Annotated in this window: 15 protein-coding genes; 5 read left to right on the top strand and 10 right to left on the bottom strand. The window is 62.3% G+C overall.

The genetic code is table 11. The features are described from left to right. Positions 1-158: 158 nt before the first annotated feature. The 10 genes from aspS to PSV26_RS10670 form a co-directional block, all read right to left on the bottom strand. Positions 159-1,958, bottom strand: a complete 1,800-nt coding sequence (gene aspS / locus PSV26_RS10715; protein WP_300570465.1) for an aspartate--tRNA ligase — start codon at positions 1,956-1,958, stop codon at positions 159-161. A 48-nt stretch (positions 1,959-2,006) separates the two neighbouring features. Beyond that, positions 2,007-2,627: a DUF502 domain-containing protein gene (locus PSV26_RS10710; RefSeq protein ID WP_300570462.1), complete on the bottom strand. Its 621-nt coding sequence runs from the start codon at positions 2,625-2,627 to the stop codon at positions 2,007-2,009. After that, positions 2,627-2,962, bottom strand: a complete 336-nt coding sequence (locus PSV26_RS10705) for an FmdB family zinc ribbon protein (RefSeq protein WP_300570459.1) — start codon at positions 2,960-2,962, stop codon at positions 2,627-2,629. Before PSV26_RS10705 ends, PSV26_RS10710 begins: the two co-directional genes overlap by 1 nt. Before the next feature lie 152 nt (positions 2,963-3,114). Beyond that, positions 3,115-4,560 carry a sodium:solute symporter family protein gene (locus PSV26_RS10700; protein WP_300511767.1) on the bottom strand — a complete coding sequence of 482 codons (1,446 nt, stop codon included), beginning with the start codon at positions 4,558-4,560 and terminating at the stop codon, positions 3,115-3,117. Between the two features lie 44 nt (positions 4,561-4,604). Next, positions 4,605-6,158 (bottom strand): ubiquinone biosynthesis regulatory protein kinase UbiB, encoded by a 1,554-nt coding sequence (gene ubiB, locus PSV26_RS10695; protein WP_300570456.1) that lies wholly within the window; start codon positions 6,156-6,158, stop codon positions 4,605-4,607. After that, complete coding sequence (locus tag PSV26_RS10690; RefSeq protein ID WP_300511769.1) at positions 6,155-6,736, bottom strand: hypothetical protein; 582 nt, start codon at positions 6,734-6,736, stop codon at positions 6,155-6,157. The genes ubiB and PSV26_RS10690 overlap by 4 nt, the downstream gene beginning before the upstream one ends. A 180-nt stretch (positions 6,737-6,916) precedes the next feature. Next, positions 6,917-7,861 (bottom strand): Tim44 domain-containing protein, encoded by a 945-nt coding sequence (locus PSV26_RS10685; protein WP_300511770.1) that lies wholly within the window; start codon positions 7,859-7,861, stop codon positions 6,917-6,919. 23 nt (positions 7,862-7,884) lie between these two features. Next, the gene (gene ubiE / locus PSV26_RS10680; protein ID WP_300511771.1) at positions 7,885-8,616 is read right to left on the bottom strand and encodes a bifunctional demethylmenaquinone methyltransferase/2-methoxy-6-polyprenyl-1,4-benzoquinol methylase UbiE; all 732 of its coding nucleotides are present in this window, start codon (positions 8,614-8,616) and stop codon (positions 7,885-7,887) included. Between the two features lie 160 nt (positions 8,617-8,776). Further along, positions 8,777-9,190 (bottom strand): DUF971 domain-containing protein, encoded by a 414-nt coding sequence (locus PSV26_RS10675; protein WP_300511772.1) that lies wholly within the window; start codon positions 9,188-9,190, stop codon positions 8,777-8,779. Between the two features lie 22 nt (positions 9,191-9,212). After that, positions 9,213-13,166: an FAD/FMN-binding oxidoreductase gene (locus PSV26_RS10670; RefSeq protein ID WP_300570453.1), complete on the bottom strand. Its 3,954-nt coding sequence runs from the start codon at positions 13,164-13,166 to the stop codon at positions 9,213-9,215. A 211-nt stretch (positions 13,167-13,377) separates the two neighbouring features. Here PSV26_RS10670 and ugpB point away from each other — a divergent pair, with 211 nt between their 5' ends. The 5 genes from ugpB (at position 13,378) to ugpQ (ending at position 18,292) form a co-directional block, all read left to right on the top strand. Then, a complete protein-coding gene (gene ugpB / locus PSV26_RS10665) occupies positions 13,378-14,685 on the top strand; it encodes a sn-glycerol-3-phosphate ABC transporter substrate-binding protein UgpB (protein ID WP_300511774.1) in 1,308 nt (435 codons plus the stop codon). A gap of 98 nt (positions 14,686-14,783) precedes the next feature. After that, positions 14,784-15,671, top strand: a complete 888-nt coding sequence (ugpA, locus tag PSV26_RS10660; protein ID WP_300511775.1) for a sn-glycerol-3-phosphate ABC transporter permease UgpA — start codon at positions 14,784-14,786, stop codon at positions 15,669-15,671. Next, a complete protein-coding gene (ugpE, locus tag PSV26_RS10655) occupies positions 15,671-16,522 on the top strand; it encodes a sn-glycerol-3-phosphate ABC transporter permease UgpE (protein ID WP_293594205.1) in 852 nt (283 codons plus the stop codon). The genes ugpA and ugpE overlap by 1 nt, the downstream gene beginning before the upstream one ends. A 14-nt stretch (positions 16,523-16,536) precedes the next feature. Next, positions 16,537-17,541: a sn-glycerol-3-phosphate import ATP-binding protein UgpC gene (locus PSV26_RS10650; RefSeq protein WP_300511776.1), complete on the top strand. Its 1,005-nt coding sequence runs from the start codon at positions 16,537-16,539 to the stop codon at positions 17,539-17,541. Positions 17,542-17,545: 4 nt separating this feature from the next. Then, the gene (gene ugpQ / locus PSV26_RS10645) at positions 17,546-18,292 is read left to right on the top strand and encodes a glycerophosphodiester phosphodiesterase (protein ID WP_300570450.1); all 747 of its coding nucleotides are present in this window, start codon (positions 17,546-17,548) and stop codon (positions 18,290-18,292) included. Positions 18,293-18,294 lie beyond the last annotated feature (2 nt).

The following is an 18,294-nucleotide window of genomic DNA, read 5'->3' as shown; positions in this document are numbered from 1 at the left end:
CGGCGAGATGGCAAGGCAGCAGTGCCGACGCACCGGATACATCGACCTGGGTCCGCCGGGAATCACATGCCTCACAGGCTTTCAGCCCAGTCAAACCGGACGCAAGCAGCTATTAATAACGTAGCAAACTGACGCCGCGGCAGGAGCGGCGACGGGCCTCAAACCGGCTGCGGATTGCGCAGGCGGATGTGAAGTTCGCGCAGCTGCTTCTCGTCGACCGGGCTGGGCGCGTGCGTGAGCAGACACTGCGCGCGCTGGGTCTTGGGGAAGGCAATCACGTCGCGGATGGACTCGGCGCCGGTCATCATGGTGACAATGCGGTCCAGGCCGAAGGCCAGACCACCGTGCGGTGGCGCGCCGTACTGCAGCGCGTCGAGCAGGAAGCCGAACTTCTCCTGCGCTTCCTCGGGTCCGATTTTCAGGGCATTGAAGACCTTGCTCTGCACCTCGGCGCGGTGGATACGCACCGAGCCGCCACCGAGCTCCCAGCCGTTGAGCACCATGTCGTAGGCCTTGGCAATACATTTGCCGGGATCGGTGTCCATCCAGTCCTCATGGCCGTCCTTGGGCGCGGTGAACGGGTGGTGCACCGCGCTCCAGCGCTGGCCTTCCTCGTCGAATTCGAACATCGGAAAGTCCACCACCCATAGCGGCTTCCAGCCGGCGGTGAAGATGCCGGTCTTCTTGCCGAAGGGGCTCAGGCCGACCTTCAGGCGCAGCGCACCTATGCTGTCGTTGACCACCTTGGCCTTGTCGGCGCCGAAGAAAATGATGTCGCCGTTCTGCGCACCGGTGCGCTTGAGGATCTCGGCCACCGCTGCGTCGTGGATATTCTTGACAATGGGACTCTGCAGGCCGTCGCGGCCCTTGGTGATGTCGTTGACCTTGATCCACGCCAGCCCCTTGGCGCCGTAAATCTTGACAAACTCGGTGTAGCCGTCGATCTCGCCACGGCTCATCTCGGAGCCACCCGGCACACGCAGGGCCACCACGCGTCCACCCGCTGTCGTGGCCGGTGCGCTGAAGACCTTGAAGTCCACATCGGCCATCACGTCGGTCAGCTCGGTGAACTCCAGGTTGACACGCAAGTCGGGCTTGTCGGAGCCGAAGCGGTGCATGGCGTCGGCATAAGCCATGACCGGAAACTCGCCCAGGTCAGTGGCCAGCACGGTCTTGAAGATGTTGCTGATCATGCCCTGGAACAGGTCTCGGATGTCCTGCTCGCCCATGAAGGACGTCTCGATATCAATCTGTGTGAACTCGGGCTGGCGGTCGGCACGCAAGTCTTCGTCGCGGAAGCATTTGGTGATCTGGTAGTAGCGGTCGAAGCCCGCCACCATCAGCAGCTGCTTGAACAGCTGCGGGCTTTGCGGCAGCGCAAAAAACATGCCTTCGTTGACGCGGCTGGGCACCAGGTAGTCGCGCGCGCCTTCGGGCGTGCTCTTGGTCAGCATCGGCGTTTCGATGTCGATGAAGCCGTTGGCATCGAGGAACTTTCGCGTTTCCATGGCCACGCGGTAGCGCAGCATCAGGTTGTTCTGCATGTAGGGACGGCGCAGGTCCAGCACGCGATGTGTCAGGCGGGTGGTCTCCGACAGATTGTCGTCGTCGAGCTGGAACGGCGGCGTCACGCTCGGGTTGAGCACGGTCAGCTCGTGGCACAGGATTTCGATCTTGCCGCTTTTCAGCGCGTCATTGACGGTGCCTTCGGGGCGCGCCCGCACCAGACCCTTGATCTGCACGCAGAACTCGTTGCGCACGCCTTCGGCCGTCTTGAACATGTCGGCACGGTCGGGGTCACACACCACCTGCACATAACCCTCGCGGTCGCGCAGGTCGATGAAAATCACGCCGCCGTGGTCACGCCGGCGATTGACCCAGCCGCACAGGCTCACAGTTTGGCCCATCAGGGCTTCGGTCACCAGACCGCAGTAGTGGGAACGCATTTGGGAAGTCATAGATAAATCGCTTGTGCTTGTGGCGCTCGCACGCCCTGGAGGAAAAGATTATTTCGGTTTGTAGCTGGCGGCGCTGCCAGGCACCACCACACCCATGGAGATCACATAGGTCAAGGCTTCGTCAACACTCATTTTGAGTTCGATGCAGTCGGCCTTGGGCAACATGATGAAATAGCCACCCGTGGGATTGGGCGTCGTCGGGACATACACACTGAGGTAGTCCCCCTGAAGGTGATTGGCCACATCGCCCCCCGGCATGCCGGTCTGGAACGCGATGGTCCAGACGCCTTCGCGCGGCCACTGCACCAGCAAGGCCTTGCGGAATGCATTGCCGTTCTCCGAAAACAGGGTGTCGGAGACCTGCTTGACGCTGGAATAAATGGACCGGACGATGGGGATGCGGCTGAGCAGCGCATCCCACCAGCTGACCAGCTTCCTGCCGAAGAAGTTGCTGGCGAAGGCGCCTATGGACAGCACAATCGCCAGGGCCAGCAGAACGCCAAAACCCGGGAGGTGAAAACCCAGCAGCTTGTCGGGATGCCAGTCCGACGGAAGGATCTGCAAGGTCTGGTCCAGCGTGCCGATGATCCAGTTGAGCAGCCAGACCGTGACCGCCAGCGGCACCAGAACCAGCAACCCGGCGAGCAACCATCGGCGTATCGAGCCCATCAACTTGCCTTGGTGGGGCCGGAAGGCGCCGGCGCGGGAGCCGGGGCCGCCGCAGGGGCAGCGGCTGCTTTCCCGGCCGGCTCAGCAGGCTTGCTGTCGGCAGCAACTGGAGCCTCCCCGCCGCTGACCGGCGGAACGGCGGTGGCACCACCCCCGCCGCGGAAGTCAGTGACGTACCAGCCGGAACCCTTGAGCTGGAATCCGGCCGCGGTGAGCTGCTTCTTGAAGGCGGGCGCGCCGCATTGAGGGCAGTCGGTCAGCGGGACATCCGACATTTTTTGCAAAACGTCCTTGGTATGCCCGCAGGACTCGCATTTGTAAGCGTAGATTGGCATGGTTCTAGAGGTTTTGTCAGAGGGGTGCTGTCCCGAAGTGACCCGCAGGATGCAAAACCTTTAATTATAGGCGCTGCGAATTTCCGGAGCCGGCGCCTGAAGGCACCAACACCCCTCCCGGGCTGGACGGCTGGCGCCGGGAGGGGTGCCGGTCAGCCTTCGGTGGACAGGCGGTGGTGGCTGCCCCGGCTGTTTTCTATCGTCTGCGGTGTCAGCGATCCCACCAGCATGCCCAGCGTGGCGGCCAGCACACCCGCCAGCTGGGCGGGGAATTGCTCCCCCAGGGTACTGAAGGTGAAGAGCAGCCAGGTCGCGATGCCGCAGACGACCGAGAAAATGGCGCCCTGGGTGCTGGCCTTTTTCCAGTACAGCCCAAATACCAGCGGGACAAAAGCCCCGACCAGGGGCACCTGGTAGGCGCCCGAGACCATGTCGTAAATCGAGGTGCCCTGCATGAAGATGGCGTAGCTCAGCACCAGCGCGCTGAAGATCAACACCGTGGTCCGCATGAGCTTGAGTTCGCGCTTGTCACTCATGCGGGGCTTGAACTGGCGCCAGATGTTCTCGACAAAAGTCACGCTGGGCGCCAGCAGGGTCGCCGACGCGGTGGACTTGATGGCCGACAGCAAGGCGCCAAAAAACAGCACCTGCATGATGAAAGGCATTTTTTCGAGGACCAGCGTCGGCAGGATTTTCTGCGGATCCTCCTTGAGCAGCAGGGCTGTCTGCTCCGGCATGATGATCAGCGCGCTGGCCACCAGAAACATCGGGACAAAGGCAAACAGGATGTAGAAAATGCCGCCAATGACCGGCCCCTTGGTCGCTGCGCTCTGGCTGTTGGCCGACATCACGCGCTGGAAAACGTCCTGCTGCGGAATCGAGCCGAACATCATCGTGATGGCCGCGGCAAAGAAAAACACCATGTCCCTGAAGTTCGGTTCGGGCCAGAACCTGAACAGGTCCTGGCTGGTGGCCAGGGCAACGACCTTGTCCGCGCCTCCGGCCAGGTTGCCGGCGAATACCGCGAGCACGGCCAGGCCGGCCACCAGCACAATCATCTGGATGAAGTCGGTCACCGCCACCGACCACATGCCGCCGAACAGCGTGTAGGCCAGCACCGAGGCCGTGCCGATGATCATGCCGGCCGTCGTGCTGATGGCGCCGCCCGACAGGAGGTTGAACACCAGCCCGAGCGCGGTGATCTGGGCGGCCACCCAGCCGAGGTAGCTGATCATGATGATGATGGAGCACACCACCTCGATGGTGCGGCCATAACGCTCGCGGTAGTAGTCACTGATGGTCAGCAGGGACATCTTGTAGAGCTTGCCCGCAAAAAACAGGCCCACCAGGATCAGGCAGGTGCCGGCGCCAAAAGGGTCTTCCACCACGCCGTTCAAGCCGCTGCTGACAAATTTGGCCGGGATGCCCAGCACGGTTTCCGAGCCGAACCAGGTTGCAAACGTTGTTGTCACGATCATGATCAGCGGCAGATTGCGCCCCGCGATCGCATAGTCGGCGGTGTTTTTAACCCGCCTGGCGGCGTACAGGCCGATGATGATGGTGATCAGAAGATAGACAAAAACCAGGGTCAAGAGCACGGCGATCTCCTCAGGAATGCGTGATTATCACCAGATTTTCCGGCTCAAAAAAGCCGGATTTTCAGCAGCATCTGCATGGCCAGCAGGCCCAAAGCAAAACCCAGACCACCATAAATCAGGCTTTGCAGCAGCTTGTTGGTGCGCCGTTGCTCCTGCAGCAGCTCCTGAAGCTCCCGCTGGTTTGCGCCGCCTTGTCCCTTCAGGTATTGCTGCAACAGGCGCGGCAGGCCGGGCAGCAGCTTGGCGTAGGTCGGCGCCTCGGCCTTGAGTTGCTCCAGCAGTTTTTCGGGACCGACCTGCTCCAGCATCCAGGTTTCCAGAAAAGGCTTGGCCGTGCTCCAGAGGTCCAGATCGGGGTCGAGCTCCCGGCCGAGGCCTTCGATGTTCAACAAGGTCTTCTGCAGCAGCACCAGTTGCGGCTGGATCTCCACATGGAAACGCCGCGAGGTCTGGAACAGTCGCATCAACACCATGCCCAGTGAGATCTCCTTGAGCGGCCGGTCAAAGTAGGGTTCGCAGCAGGCGCGTATCGCGGACTCCAGCTCATCGACGCGTGTCTGCGCGGGAACCCAGCCTGACTCGATGTGCAGCTCGGCCACCCGTTTGTAGTCGCGCTGGAAAAAGGCACTGAAATTCTGCGCCAGGTATTCCTTGTCAACCTCGGTCAGGGTGCCCACGATGCCGAAGTCCAGCGAGATATAACGTCCGAAGGTCGCGGGGTCCAGGCTCACCTGGATGTTGCCGGGGTGCATGTCGGCATGGAAAAAACCGTCGCGGAAGACCTGGGTGAAAAAGATGGTGACGCCGTCACGCGCCAGTTTTTTCATGTCCACGCCAGCGTCCCGCAGGCGCTGCACCTGGCTGATGGGCACGCCGTCCATGCGCTGCATGACCATCACGTCGGGCATGCAGAAATCCCAGACCATCTCGGGAATCAGCACCAGGTTCAGGTCCTGCATGTTGCGGCGCAGTTGGGCCGCATTGGCGGCTTCGCGCAGCAGGTCGAGCTCGTCGTGCAGGTACTTGTCGAACTCGCCCACCACTTCACGCGGCTTCAGGCGCTTGCCATCGGCCGACAGGCCCTCGACCCAGCCGGCCATCATGTGCATCAGCGCCAGGTCTTTTTCGATCGCGGGCAGCATGTGGGGGCGCAGCACCTTGACGGCCACCTCACGGCCGCCAGGCAGCGTGGCAAAGTGAACCTGCGCAATCGAGGCGCTGGCCACGGGCTGGCGTTCGAAGGTCGCAAAAATCTGCCCGATCGGCCGGCCGAAGGCCTTTTCAATGATGGCAATGGCCAAGTCCGAGTCGAAAGGCGGCACGCGGTCCTGCAGGCGCGCCAGCTCATTGGCAATGTCCAGCGGCAGCAGGTCACGGCGGGTCGACATGACCTGACCGAACTTGACAAAAATCGGCCCAAGGCTTTCAAGGGCCTCGCGCAGACGCTCGCCGCGCGGCGCTTTCAGGTTCCGGCCCAGCGAGACAATCCGCGTCAGCATCCGGACCCAAGGCCGGCTGAAACTGGAAAGTACCAGTTCGTCGAGGCCGAAGCGCAGCACCGTCCAGACGATATAAATGCCCCTGAAAAGGCGGCTCATGCAGAAGCTTTCGGAGGCTCCGTCACCGGTGCTGTGCCGGGCTGTACCGGGGAAACGGCCGAAGAAGGTCGTGGGCCCTGCGCAAGAAACTGCCGCAAGCCCGCCAGGCCCTGGCGCGCCGCGCTGGCCAGTGTGTGAGCTGGCACGTCCCCGATCAGGCGCGACAGGTCTTCCTCCACGTCCCAACGCAGGTTGTCGGCCAGCCAGCCGAGTTCGGCGGCAAGCTGGACATCGCCCTCTATCTTGACCGGGGGGGCCTTGCCTGCCAGCACCGACTGCAGCACCACGCCCGGTGACTCTGCCGCCACGGCCAACAACAGGTCCGGCCTGGCCGCGGCCGGCGCACGGTCCACGAGCCCCGCGGGAGTGATCAGCAAATCCAGGGCAAACACACCCCAACGGACATGAACCACGCTGCCCTTTTTGCGCAGCAGGCGGTTTTGTGCCTCCTTTTCCTGCATCAGGACATGGTTGAGCAACAGGACCAGCTTCTGCTGCCCTTCATCGACCGCCCAGGCGGGGGGCTGAAAACGGGTGACCAGGGACTGCAGAAAAGAAAATGGGGACGTGGTATTCATACATCCCCGATTTTGCAGCAGATTGAAGAAGTCCCTCCAATCGCGCAAGCGATTGGAGGGACTTTAAAGACCAGCCGGGGCCACAGATCCGGCTTCGCCGGTCCACAGACGCAGCGCCCTTCTCCCTCGAGGCCCAGGGGCAGCGACTGCCGCAGGCTCGCAGCGGCGGAGCGTGGGGGCTTATTGCAGAGCTTGTACGCCTGCGACCAGCCAGCCGCCGCCGTTGCGCGGCTTGGTCATGTTCCAGACTTCGCGGAACGGGCTGGGGCCCGCCGATGCGTCTTCACGGATCATGCCGGAGAACTCCACGCTGGCCATGTAGACATCGCTGAGTTCTTCAATGCCCAGCAACTGGGCATCGAGCATGACCACGTCGGTCTTGTTGGTCACGCCGCCGGTGTGCGACTCACGGTCGGCCAGCTGCGCCTTGATCTGCTCCAGCATCTCGTCGGTCATCATGGCGCGCAGGCTGTTGACGTCGGAGCGGTCCCAGGCGTCCTGCAGCGTCACGAAGTTGGCCTTGCAGGCCTTGAGAAAACCCTCAGCATCAAAACCTGCCGGCACACCCCAGGACTGCGAACCGCCAAGGGCGGACCCGATCATCGAGCCGCCGGCAGCAGCGCCTGCCTTGTTGGCCTCAAACGCCATGCTGCCGCGCTCCCAGGGTCGGGCCGAGGCATCGTTGCCCACGTTTTGGGGACTGTAGTTGCGCGGTGTCGCCGCATTGCCGGCTCCCTGCATGGCATAAGGCGTCGCGCCCTGGTTGCTGTTGGCCTTGAGCCTGCGCATGATGAAGCCGACGGCCACCATCACCAGCATGGCGAGCAGGGCAAACATGATGATCTGCCCAAAAGCGCCGCCCAGACCGAGCGAAGATGCCAGCCAGGCCAGACCCAGGCCGGCTGCCAGACCGCCCAGCATCGCGCCCCAGGGCTTCTTGGGCGCTGCCGCAGCGGCCCCGGTGTTGGCGGGCGCGGCCGGAGGGGCAGCCTGACGCTGCGTCACATTGGACGATTGCCGTCCGACGGAGCCGCCGCCGCCCATGCGTTTGGCCTCCGCAGGCGCATAGGCCAGCAGCATGGTGACGGACAGCACTGCCGCCAGGATTGCAGACCAAAGTTTCATAACGTCTCCTCTGATTGAATATTTCAACACTTGATTCCAACATGCAATGCCACCACCCCGCCGGTGAGGTTGTGATAGTCCACATGGCCGAAACCACCTTTGTGCATCAGGGCCTTTAGCTCTTCCTGCCCGGGATGCATGCGGATGGACTCCGCCAGATAGCGGTAACTCGAGTCGTCATTGGCCACCAGCTTGCCCAGACGAGGCAGTACCTTGAAGGAATACCAGTCGTAGGCCTTTTCCAGCGGCTTGGCAATTTTGGAAAACTCCAGCACCAGCAGCTTGCCCCCGGGCTTGAGCACGCGGTTCATTTCCTTGAGGGCCTCGTCCTTGTGCGTCATGTTGCGCAAACCGAAAGCCACTGTCACCAGATCAAAACGGGCGTCGCCAAAGGGCAGGTGTTCGGCGTCACAGACCGTGGTGGGCAACACCTTGCCGGCGTCCAGCATGCGGTTGCGGCCTTCGCGCAGCATGGCTTCATTGATATCGGTATGCACCACACAGCCGGTGTTGCCGACCTTGGAGGCGAACGCCAGGGCCAGGTCGCCGGTGCCTCCGGCGATGTCCAGCACACACTGGCCTTCCCGGACATCAGCCACCATCACGGTGTAGGCCTTCCAGACCCGGTGCAGCCCCATGGACATCAGGTCGTTCATGACGTCGTATTTCGGCGCCACGGAATCGAAGACGCCACGCACGCGGCGCGCCTTGTCCTGTTCGTCGACCGACTCAAATCCGAAATGGGTGCTGCTCATAAGTCAATGCTAGGGGTGAATGCCGGGGATTCAAGTGACAACCCTGCCCCTGCTTGGGGCATTGCGGCAGATTTATGTTGAAAAACAACAGCTGCGCCCATGCGTCGGGCGCGGTCAGCTATAAAAAGAATAGCGGACGAGGGTTTGCCCGCATCAACCATCAATGGCTGCCGCAGGCATGGCCGCCCGCCGCGAGCATGGGCGCGTCGCGCTGCATGCCGGCCGCCTCCAGGCGCTGCAGGTAGTCGGCCCACAACCGCGCCTGCTCCGAGCCCAGGAAATAAAGGTAGTCCCAGGAAAAAATGCCGCTTTCATGACCATCCGAAAACACCGGCTTGACGGCGTAGTTGCCGATGGGTTCGAGCTCGACCAGAGTGACCTCGCGTTTGCCGGTCTGCAGCACTTCCTGGCCGGGGCCATGGCCCTGGACTTCGGCCGACGGTGAATAGACACGCATCAGTTCGAACGGAATCCTGAACTCGCTGCCGTCCGAAAACGCAATCTCGAGCACCCGCGACTGGGCGTGCACGGTCAGCGCGGTGGGTGTGGGGGTGTCGGGGGTCAGGCCTGCCATGGTGTTCTTTCTGAAAGGATGCCTAAACCAGCACGCGTTCGATGCCGCCGTTGTTGGCCGCTTCGACATAACCGGGCAACCACTCCTTGCCCAGGATCTGGTTGGCCATTTCCACCACGATGTAATCGGCCTCGAGCAGGCCGTTTTGCAGGTCATCGCCGTAGCGGGTCAGGCCCTGCAGGCAGCTCGGGCAGCTGGTCAGGATCTTGACGTTGCCGGTGTCGGCCACTGCGCCGCTGGCACGCAGCCTGGCCTCGTCCTTGCGCAGCTCTTCTTCCTTGCGAAAGCGGATCTGCGTGGAAATGTCGGGGCGCGTCACGCCAAGCGTGCCGGACTCGCCGCAGCAGCGCTCGGACTTGAGCACCTGGTCGCCGAGCAGGGCCTTGACGGTTTTCATCGGCTCCTGCAGCTTCATCGGGCTGTGGCAGGGGTCGTGGTACAGGTAGCCTTGGCCCGGCTGGTCGGTGCGCAGGGTGATGCCCTTTTCCAGAAGGTACTCGTGGATGTCGATGATGCGGCAGCCCGGGAAAATCTTGTCGAACTCATACCCCTGCAGCTGGTCGTAGCAGGTGCCGCAGCTCACCACCACCGTCTTGATGTCCAGGTAGTTCAGCGTGTTGGCCACACGGTGGAACAGCACCCGGTTGTCGGTGATGATTTTCTCGGCCTTGTCGAACTGACCGCTGCCTTTTTGCGGGTAGCCGCAGCACAGGTAACCGGGCGGCAGCACGGTCTGCACGCCGGCGTGCCAGAGCATGGCCTGGGTCGCCAGGCCAACCTGCGAAAACAGGCGCTCCGAGCCGCAACCGGGGAAATAAAACACCGCCTCGGTTTCGGCCGTCGTACTGGCCGGATTGCGGATGATGGGGACGTAGTCCTTGTCCTCGATGTCGAGCAGGGCGCGTGCGGTCTTTTTCGGCAGGCCGCCCGGCATCTTCTTGTTGATGAAATGGATCACCTGCTCCTTGACGGGCGCCGGGCCGACGGTCGCCCGTGGCCTGGCCGTCTGTTTGCGTGCCAGGCGCTTGAGCAGCTGGTTGGCCACACGCTGGGCCCTGAAGCCGACGTCCACCATCGCACCGCGCATGAACTTGATGGTCTGCGGGCTGGTCGCGTTCAGGAAAAACATGGCCGCCGCATTGCCGGGACGGAAGGACTTCTGCCCCATCTTGCGCAGCAGGTTGCGCATGTTCATGGACACCTCGCCGAAGTCGATGTCCACCGGACAGGGGCTCAGGCACTTGTGGCAGACCGTACAGTGGTCGGCCACGTCCTCGAACTCTTCCCAATGCTTGATGCTGATGCCGCGCCGCGTCTGCTCTTCGTAGAGAAACGCCTCGACCAGCAGCGAAGTCGCCAGGATCTTGTTGCGCGGGCTGTACAGCAGGTTGGCGCGCGGCACATGGGTGGCGCAGACCGGCTTGCACTTGCCGCAGCGCAGGCAGTCCTTGACGCTGTCGGCGATCGCCCCGATGTCGGACTGCTGCATGATCAGCGACTCGTGGCCCATCAGGCCGAAGCTGGGCGTGTAGGCGTTGGTCAAGTCTGCAAACAGGCTCTCCGGCGCGAAATGATCAGCGTTTTTGGCACTTTGCCCAATAGCCACGGGCGCGGTCAGCTCCTGATTTCGTAGCAGTTTCCCCTTGTTGAAGCGCCCCTCCGGATCGACCCGGGTCTTGTAGTCGGCAAAAGGTTGCAGCTCGGCATCGGTCAGAAACTCCAGCTTGGTGATGCCGATGCCGTGTTCGCCGGAGATCACGCCGTCCAGCGAACGCGCCAGCACCATGATGCGCGCCACCGCCTCGTGCGCCGTCTGCAGCATGTCGTAGTCGTCGCTGTTGACCGGCAGGTTGGTGTGCACATTGCCGTCGCCCGCATGCATGTGCAACGCGGCCCAGACCCGGCCCTTGAGCACCTGCTTGTGGATGGCGCTGCACTCGGCCAGGATGGGCGCAAAGGCAGCGCCCGAGAAAATGGCCTGCAGCGGCGCACGCAACTGGGTTTTCCAGCTGGCACGCAGCGAGTGGTCCTGCAACTGAGGAAACAAAGTATCGATATCGCGCAACCAGCCCGTCCACAAGGCGCGCACGTCGGCAATCAGCGTCACGGCCTGGCCGACGCGGTCTTCCAGCAGTTCGGCCGAGGGGATCTCGCCGGCGTCGTCCGACTTGCCCAGGGGTAAATTGCCCTTGAGGAAAAAAGCCTCGAGCGCGTCGCACAGCCTGACCTTGTTGGCCAGGCTCAGTTCGATGTTGATACGTTCGATGCCGTCGGTGTATTCGGCCATGCGCGGCAACGGAATCACCACGTCTTCGTTGATCTTGAAAGCGTTGGTGTGGCGCGAAATGGCGGCGGTTCGCTTGCGGTCCAGCCAGAATTTCTTGCGCGCGTCGGGGCTGATGGCAATGAAACCCTCGCCGCGGCGCGAATTGGCGATGCGCACCACTTCCGAGGTGGCGCGGGCCACCACGTCCGCGTCGTCGCCGGCAATGTCGCCGAACAACACCATCTTGGGCAGGCCGCCGTGGGTTTTGGACTTGGTCGCATAACCGACCGCCTTCAGGTAGCGGTCATCCAGGTGCTCCAGGCCGGCCAGGATGGCGCCACCGCGCTTTTGCTCGGCGAACATGAAGTCCTTGATTTCGACGATGCTGGGGACCGCGTCCTTGGCATTGCCGAAAAACTCCAGACACACCGTACGCGTGTGCGCCGGCATGCGGTGCACGATCCAGCGTGCACTGGTGATCAGGCCGTCGCACCCTTCTTTCTGGATGCCGGGCAGGCCGCTGAGGAACTTGTCGGTCACGTCCTTGCCCAGGCCTTCCTTGCGGAAGGTTTTGCCGGGGATGTCGAGACGCTCGGTGCGCACCGGCGTTTTGCCGTCGGCCTCGAAATATTTCAGCTCGAAGCTGGCCATCTCGGCGTCGTGGATCTTGCCAAGGTTGTGGTTCAGGCGGGTGACTTCCAGCCACTCGGCCTCGGGAGTCACCATGCGCCAGGAGGCGAGGTTGTCGAGCGCCGTGCCCCAAAGCACGGCCTTCTTGCCGCCGGCATTCATCGCGATATTGCCGCCTATACAGGAGGCTTCGGCTGAGGTCGGATCGACCGCAAAGACGTACCCGCCGCGTTCGGCCGCATCGGCCACACGCTGCGTGACCACGCCGGCCTCGGTCCAGACGGTGGCCACGGGCTGGTCCAGCCCGGGCAGCGCCACCTGCTCGACCTCGGTCATGGCCTCGAGTTTTTCAGTGTTGATGACGGCCGACTTCCAGCTCAGGGGAATCGCGCCACCGGTGTAGCCGGTGCCGCCGCCGCGTGGAATGATGGTCAGCCCGAGCTCGATACAGCCCTTGACCAGGCCGGCCATCTCGACTTCGGTGTCCGGCGTCAGCACGACAAACGGGTATTCGACACGCCAGTCGGTCGCATCGGTCACATGCGAGACACGTGACAGGCCGTCAAATTTGATGTTGTCCTTGAGCGTGAACTTGCCTAGCCGGCGTGCGGTCTGGCGACGCAGGTCGGCCATGTCCTCGAACGAGGTTGCAAAACGGCTGACCGCGGCGCGCGCGGTTTCAAGCAGCTCGCCCACAATGGCGTCGCGCTGGCTGTCCGCCTGGGGCGTACGGCGTTTTTCGACCTCGGAGAGCCGGTGCTGCAGGGCCTCGACCAGCATCCTGCGGCGCTTGGGGTTGTCCAGCAGGTCATCCTGAAGATAGGGGTTGCGCTGCACCACCCAGACGTCCCCCAGCACTTCGTACAACATGCGGGCCGAACGGCCGGTTCGGCGTTCGTCGCGAAGCAGGTTCAGCAGATCCCAGGCGCGCACGCCCAGTAGCCGGATCACGACCTCGCGGTCGGAAAACGAGGTGTAGTTGTAAGGAATCTCGCGGATGCGGGCTTGCCCGTTCGCCGCGTCAGGCGCGGTGTCTTCCGCGAAAACATTCAGTTCTTGGAGAGTGTCAGGGGCGTTCATCGTGGGGGAAATTCAGCCGTGGCCAGCGGCCATGCATGCGGTAGGTCTATGTTACCGCAGTGCAACATTGGGCTTCCCGATGCGCTCAACCGGTCTCCTCGTGGAAACCCGCTTGCGAGCCGTTTGGGAAATCGCTTAAATTCCTCTGTCACAAATCATTCTTAGACTAACGATTCATCGTTTTGTCCAACCGATCCAATCAGGAGTTGTAATGAAGAAAAATTTAACGGCGCTTACCCTGGCGGCCTGCGTACTCGCCCTACCCGTCGCCAGCCATGCGCAAACTGAAATCCAGTGGTGGCATTCAATGACCGGCGGGCTCAATGACTGGGTGCTCGATCTGGCCGACGGCTTCAACAAGAGCCAGAAGGAATACAAGATCGTCCCGACCTACAAGGGCACCTACGACGAAACCATGCCGGCGGCCGTGGCTGCCTTCCGCGCCGGCAACGCCCCGCACATCCTGCAGGTGTTCGAAGTGGGCACCGCCACCATGATGGCCGCCAAGGGCGCCGTGGTGCCGGTTGGCAAGGTGTTGACCGATGCCGGTTACAAGTTCGACCCCAAGGCCTACATTCCGGCCGTGGTGGGTTACTACACCGCCCCCAGCGGCCAGATGCTGAGCTTCCCGTTCAACAGCTCCACCACTGTGCTGAACTACAACAAGGATCTGTTCAAAAAAGCCGGCATGGATCCGAACAAGCCGCCAGCCACCTGGCCTGAACTGGTGCTGGCCGCAGCCAAGCTCAAAGCCGCCGGCGTGAGCTGCCCGTTCACCACCAGCTGGCAAGGCTGGACCCAGCTGGAAAGTTTCTCCACCTGGCACAACACAGAGTTCGCCACCAAAGGCAACGGTTTTGGCGGCACCAGCGCCCGACTGGTCACCAACAGCCCGTTGCACGTGCGTCACGTTGAGAACCTGTCCAACATGGCCAAGCAGGGCCTGTTTGTCTACCGTGGCCGCGGCAACAAGGCCGACGCGCCTTTCTACTCTGGCGAATGTGCCATGGCGACGGCTTCGTCGTCCACCTACGCCAGCATCAAGAAAAACGCCAAGTTCGACTTTGGTATTGCGCCCCTGCCTTACTACCCTGATGTGGCCGGCGCACCGCAGAACACCGTGATCGGCGGCGCCTCGCTGTGGGTCATGGGCGGCAAGAAGCCTGCTGAGTACAAGGGTGTGGCCGAGTTCTTCCACTACCTGACCAATGCCGACATCCAGTCCAAGAGCCACCAGCGCACTGGCTACCTGCCGATCACCCTGGCCTCGTTTGATGTGACCGAAAAATCCGGTTTCTACAAGCAGAACCCTGGCACCGATGTGGCTGTGAACCAGATGATCCGCAAGACCACCGACAAGTCGCGCGGCATCCGTCTGGGCAACTTCATCCAGATCCGCGCCATCGAGGACGAAGAACTCGAGCAGGTGTGGGCTGGCAAGAAGAGCGCCAAGGAAGCGCTGGACGCCATCGTGAGCCGCGGCAACGAGCAGCTTGAGCGGTTCCAGAAAGCCAACTGAGACTGACGCGCGCGGGCCGGGTGGTGCTGACGTACTACACTCCCGGCTCTGCCTGCCGCTGCCCCACCCGGGGCGCGGCCCTTTCTGGTTAAAAAATTGTGGCCTCTGAAAAACGCGTTGTCTTCCGCTCTGCATGGCTGCCCTGGGTGCTTTTGGCGCCCCAAGTGGCGGTCATTGCCATCTTCTTCTTCTGGCCGGCTGCCCAGGCCTTGCTGCAGTCTTTCCAGCAGTCCGACGCTTTCGGTCTGTCCACCGAGTGGGTGGGACTGAAGAACTTCGCGAACCTGATTGACGACCCTACTTACTTGGCGTCCTTCAAAATCACGGCGGTTTTTTCAGTGCTGGTGGCTTCTCTGGGCATTGGGCTGTCGCTGCTGCTGGCCGTGTTTGCCGACCGGGTTGTCAAGGGAACGGGGGTCTACCGCACCTTGCTGATCTGGCCCTACGCCGTCGCACCTGCGGTGGCCGGGGTGTTGTGGCTGTTCATGTTTGCGCCATCCATTGGCATTGTGTCGTTCGCGCTGCGCAAGCTGGGCATCGAATGGAACAGCCTGCTCAACAGCAACCACGCCATGACGCTGATCGTGGTGGCGGCGGTGTGGAAGCAGATCTCCTACAACTTCCTGTTCTTCCTGGCGGGCCTGCAGAGTATTCCCAAGTCGCTGGTCGAGGCAGCGGCCATTGACGGCGCCGGACCCTGGCGCCGCTTCTGGTCGATCCAGTTCCCGCTGCTGTCACCCACCACGTTCTTTCTGTTCGTGATCAACATGGTCTACGCCTTCTTCGACACCTTCGCCATCGTCGACGCGGCGACGGAAGGCGGGCCGGGTCGCGATACCGCCATCCTGGTCTACAAGGTGTATTACGACGGCTTCAAGGCGCTCGACCTGGGTGGCTCGGCCGCGCAGTCGGTGGTGCTCATGTTCATCGTCATCATTCTGACCGTTATCCAGTTCCGGTTCGTCGAAAAGAAGGTGCAGTACTGATGGTCGAACGCAGCCCTTTCCTGCGCATCCTCGCGCACCTCGTACTGATCATCGGCGTGTTTGTCGTGGCGTTTCCGCTGTATGTGACCTTCGTCGCCTCCACCCAGACGGCCGACGAGATTTTGCAGGCACCGATGTCCATGCTGCCCGGCTCGCACATGGTCGAAAACTACACTGCTGCGCTCAAAGGCACCGGCATGGGCGCGGCCTCGAATGCGCCGGTGGGCCGCATGATGATGGTCAGCCTGATCACGGCACTGGTCATCGCGATCGGCAAGATCGTCATCTCGCTGCTGTCGGCGTTTGCAATCGTGTACTTCCGGTTTCCGTTTCGCATGTTCTTTTTCTGGGCTATTTTTGTCACGCTGATGCTGCCGGTGGAGGTACGCATCGGTCCGACCTACCAGGTGGTGTCCGACCTGGGCATGCTCAACACCTACGCCGGTCTGACCATCCCGTTGATTGCCTCGGCGACAGCCACCTTCCTGTTCAGACAGTTCTTTCTGACCGTGCCCGACGAACTGGTGGAAGCGGCACGCATGGACGGTGCCGGGCCATTGCGCTTTTTCAAGGATGTACTGGTGCCGCTGTCAACCACCAGTATTGCTGCGCTCTTCGTGATCCAGTTCATCTACGGGTGGAACCAGTACCTGTGGCCTCTGCTTGTCACCACCAACGAAACCATGTATCCCGTGGTGATCGGCATCAAGCGCATGATCAGCGGTGGCGATGCCGCCACCGACTGGAACATCGTCATGGCAACCGCTGTGCTGGCCATGATTCCGCCCGCACTGGTGGTCATGCTGATGCAACGCTGGTTCGTCAAGGGCCTGGTCGATACAGAAAAATAAGACGGAAACAGAACATGGCTTCGATTCAACTCAAAGATGTCGTCAAGCACTACGGCGCCGGCAAAACTGCGGTCAAGGTGATCCACGGCGTCAATGCCGAGATTGCAGACCACGAATTCATCGTCATCGTGGGCCCCTCGGGCTGCGGTAAATCGACCCTGCTGCGTATGGTGGCCGGCCTGGAAGAAATCACCGCTGGCGAGATATCCATAGGCGGGCGTGTCGTCAACGATCTGGAACCGGCCGAACGCGACATCGCGATGGTGTTCCAGAACTACGCGCTTTACCCGCACATGAGCGTGTTTGACAACATGGCCTATGGCCTGAAGATCAAGAAGGTGCCCCTTGACGAGATCAAGGTCCGTGTCGACAAGGCGGCCGGCATCCTGGAGCTGGGCCACCTGCTGGACCGCAAGCCCCGCCAGCTCTCGGGCGGGCAACGCCAGCGCGTGGCCATGGGCCGCGCCATCGTGCGCCAGCCGCAGGTTTTCCTGTTCGACGAGCCGCTGTCCAACCTGGACGCCAAGCTGCGCGCCCAGACCCGGCTGGAGATTCAGAAATTGCACCGCGAACTGGGCATCACCAGTCTGTTCGTGACGCACGACCAAGTTGAAGCGATGACGCTGGCCCAGCGCATGATGGTGATGAATGCCGGCGTGATGGAGCAATTCGGCACACCCGAAGAGGTGTATCACCGCCCAGCGTCCACCTTCGTGGCCAGCTTCATCGGTTCACCACCGATGAATCTCCTCAAGAACGCCCCCGGCGCACGCGAGGGAAGCATCATGGGCATACGACCCGAGCATCTGGACATTGGCAACACTGGCTGGGAACTGAAGGTCGAGACCGTGGAACTGCTGGGCGCCGAGCGCCTTATTTACTGCCGCCTTGGGGACGAGACGCTCATCGTGCGCACCGACGAACAGTACCCCGCTCCCAAGCCCGACAGCACCATCCTGGTTGCACCACGCGAAGACCGGGTGCACTGGTTTGACGGCGCCACGGGCAAGCGCCTCTGACGCGGTGAACGGTTTGCCCGATTGGCCCTATCCGCGCTGGATCGCGCACCGCGGCGCCGGCAAGCTGGCGCCCGAAAACACGCTGGCAGCCTTCCGCCTGGGCGCGGCCCACGGCTACCGCATGTTCGAGTGTGATGTGAAGCTGAGCGCCGACGGCGTGCCCTTCCTGATGCATGACGCCACGCTGGCACGCACGACCAGCGGCCAGGGCACAGGCGGCGACCAGCCGTGGGAAGCGCTGTCGCGGCTGGACGCGGGCGGCTGGCACTCACGGGCCTATGCCGGCGAGCCGCTGGCCAGCCTGGACAACGTGGCGCGTTATTGCCAGCGCAACGGTTATTTCCTGAACATCGAGATCAAGCCCACCCCCGGCCTTGAAGCCCGCACGGGCACGGTCGTGGCCAATGCCGCCGCCCGCCTTTGGGAAGGCGCCGCCGTGCCACCACTGCTGACTTCTTTTCAGCCCGAGGCGCTGGAAGCTGCAAAAGCCGCGCAACCGCAGTTGCCGCGTGGCCTGCTGCTCGACAGTCTGTGGATGGGCTGGCTGGAAACGGCGCTGACGCTGGACTGCGCGGCACTGGTCTGCAACCAGGCCCTGTGGGACAGCTCCACCGTGCTGCAGGCCCAAAGCGCCGGGTTTCGCTGCCTGAGCTACACCGTCAACGACGAATGGGCGGCCCAGCGCCTGCTGGATCTGGGGACCGACGGCATCATCACCGACCGGGTCGACCTGTTCGCCCCCGACGCCTGAAC

Origin of the sequence: Polaromonas sp. (assembly GCF_029945685.1) — a bacterium.
Taxonomy (GTDB): domain Bacteria; phylum Pseudomonadota; class Gammaproteobacteria; order Burkholderiales; family Burkholderiaceae_C; genus Polaromonas.
Note: the sequence above shows the minus strand (reverse complement) of the source record. Positions and strands in the feature narration are given on the sequence as shown.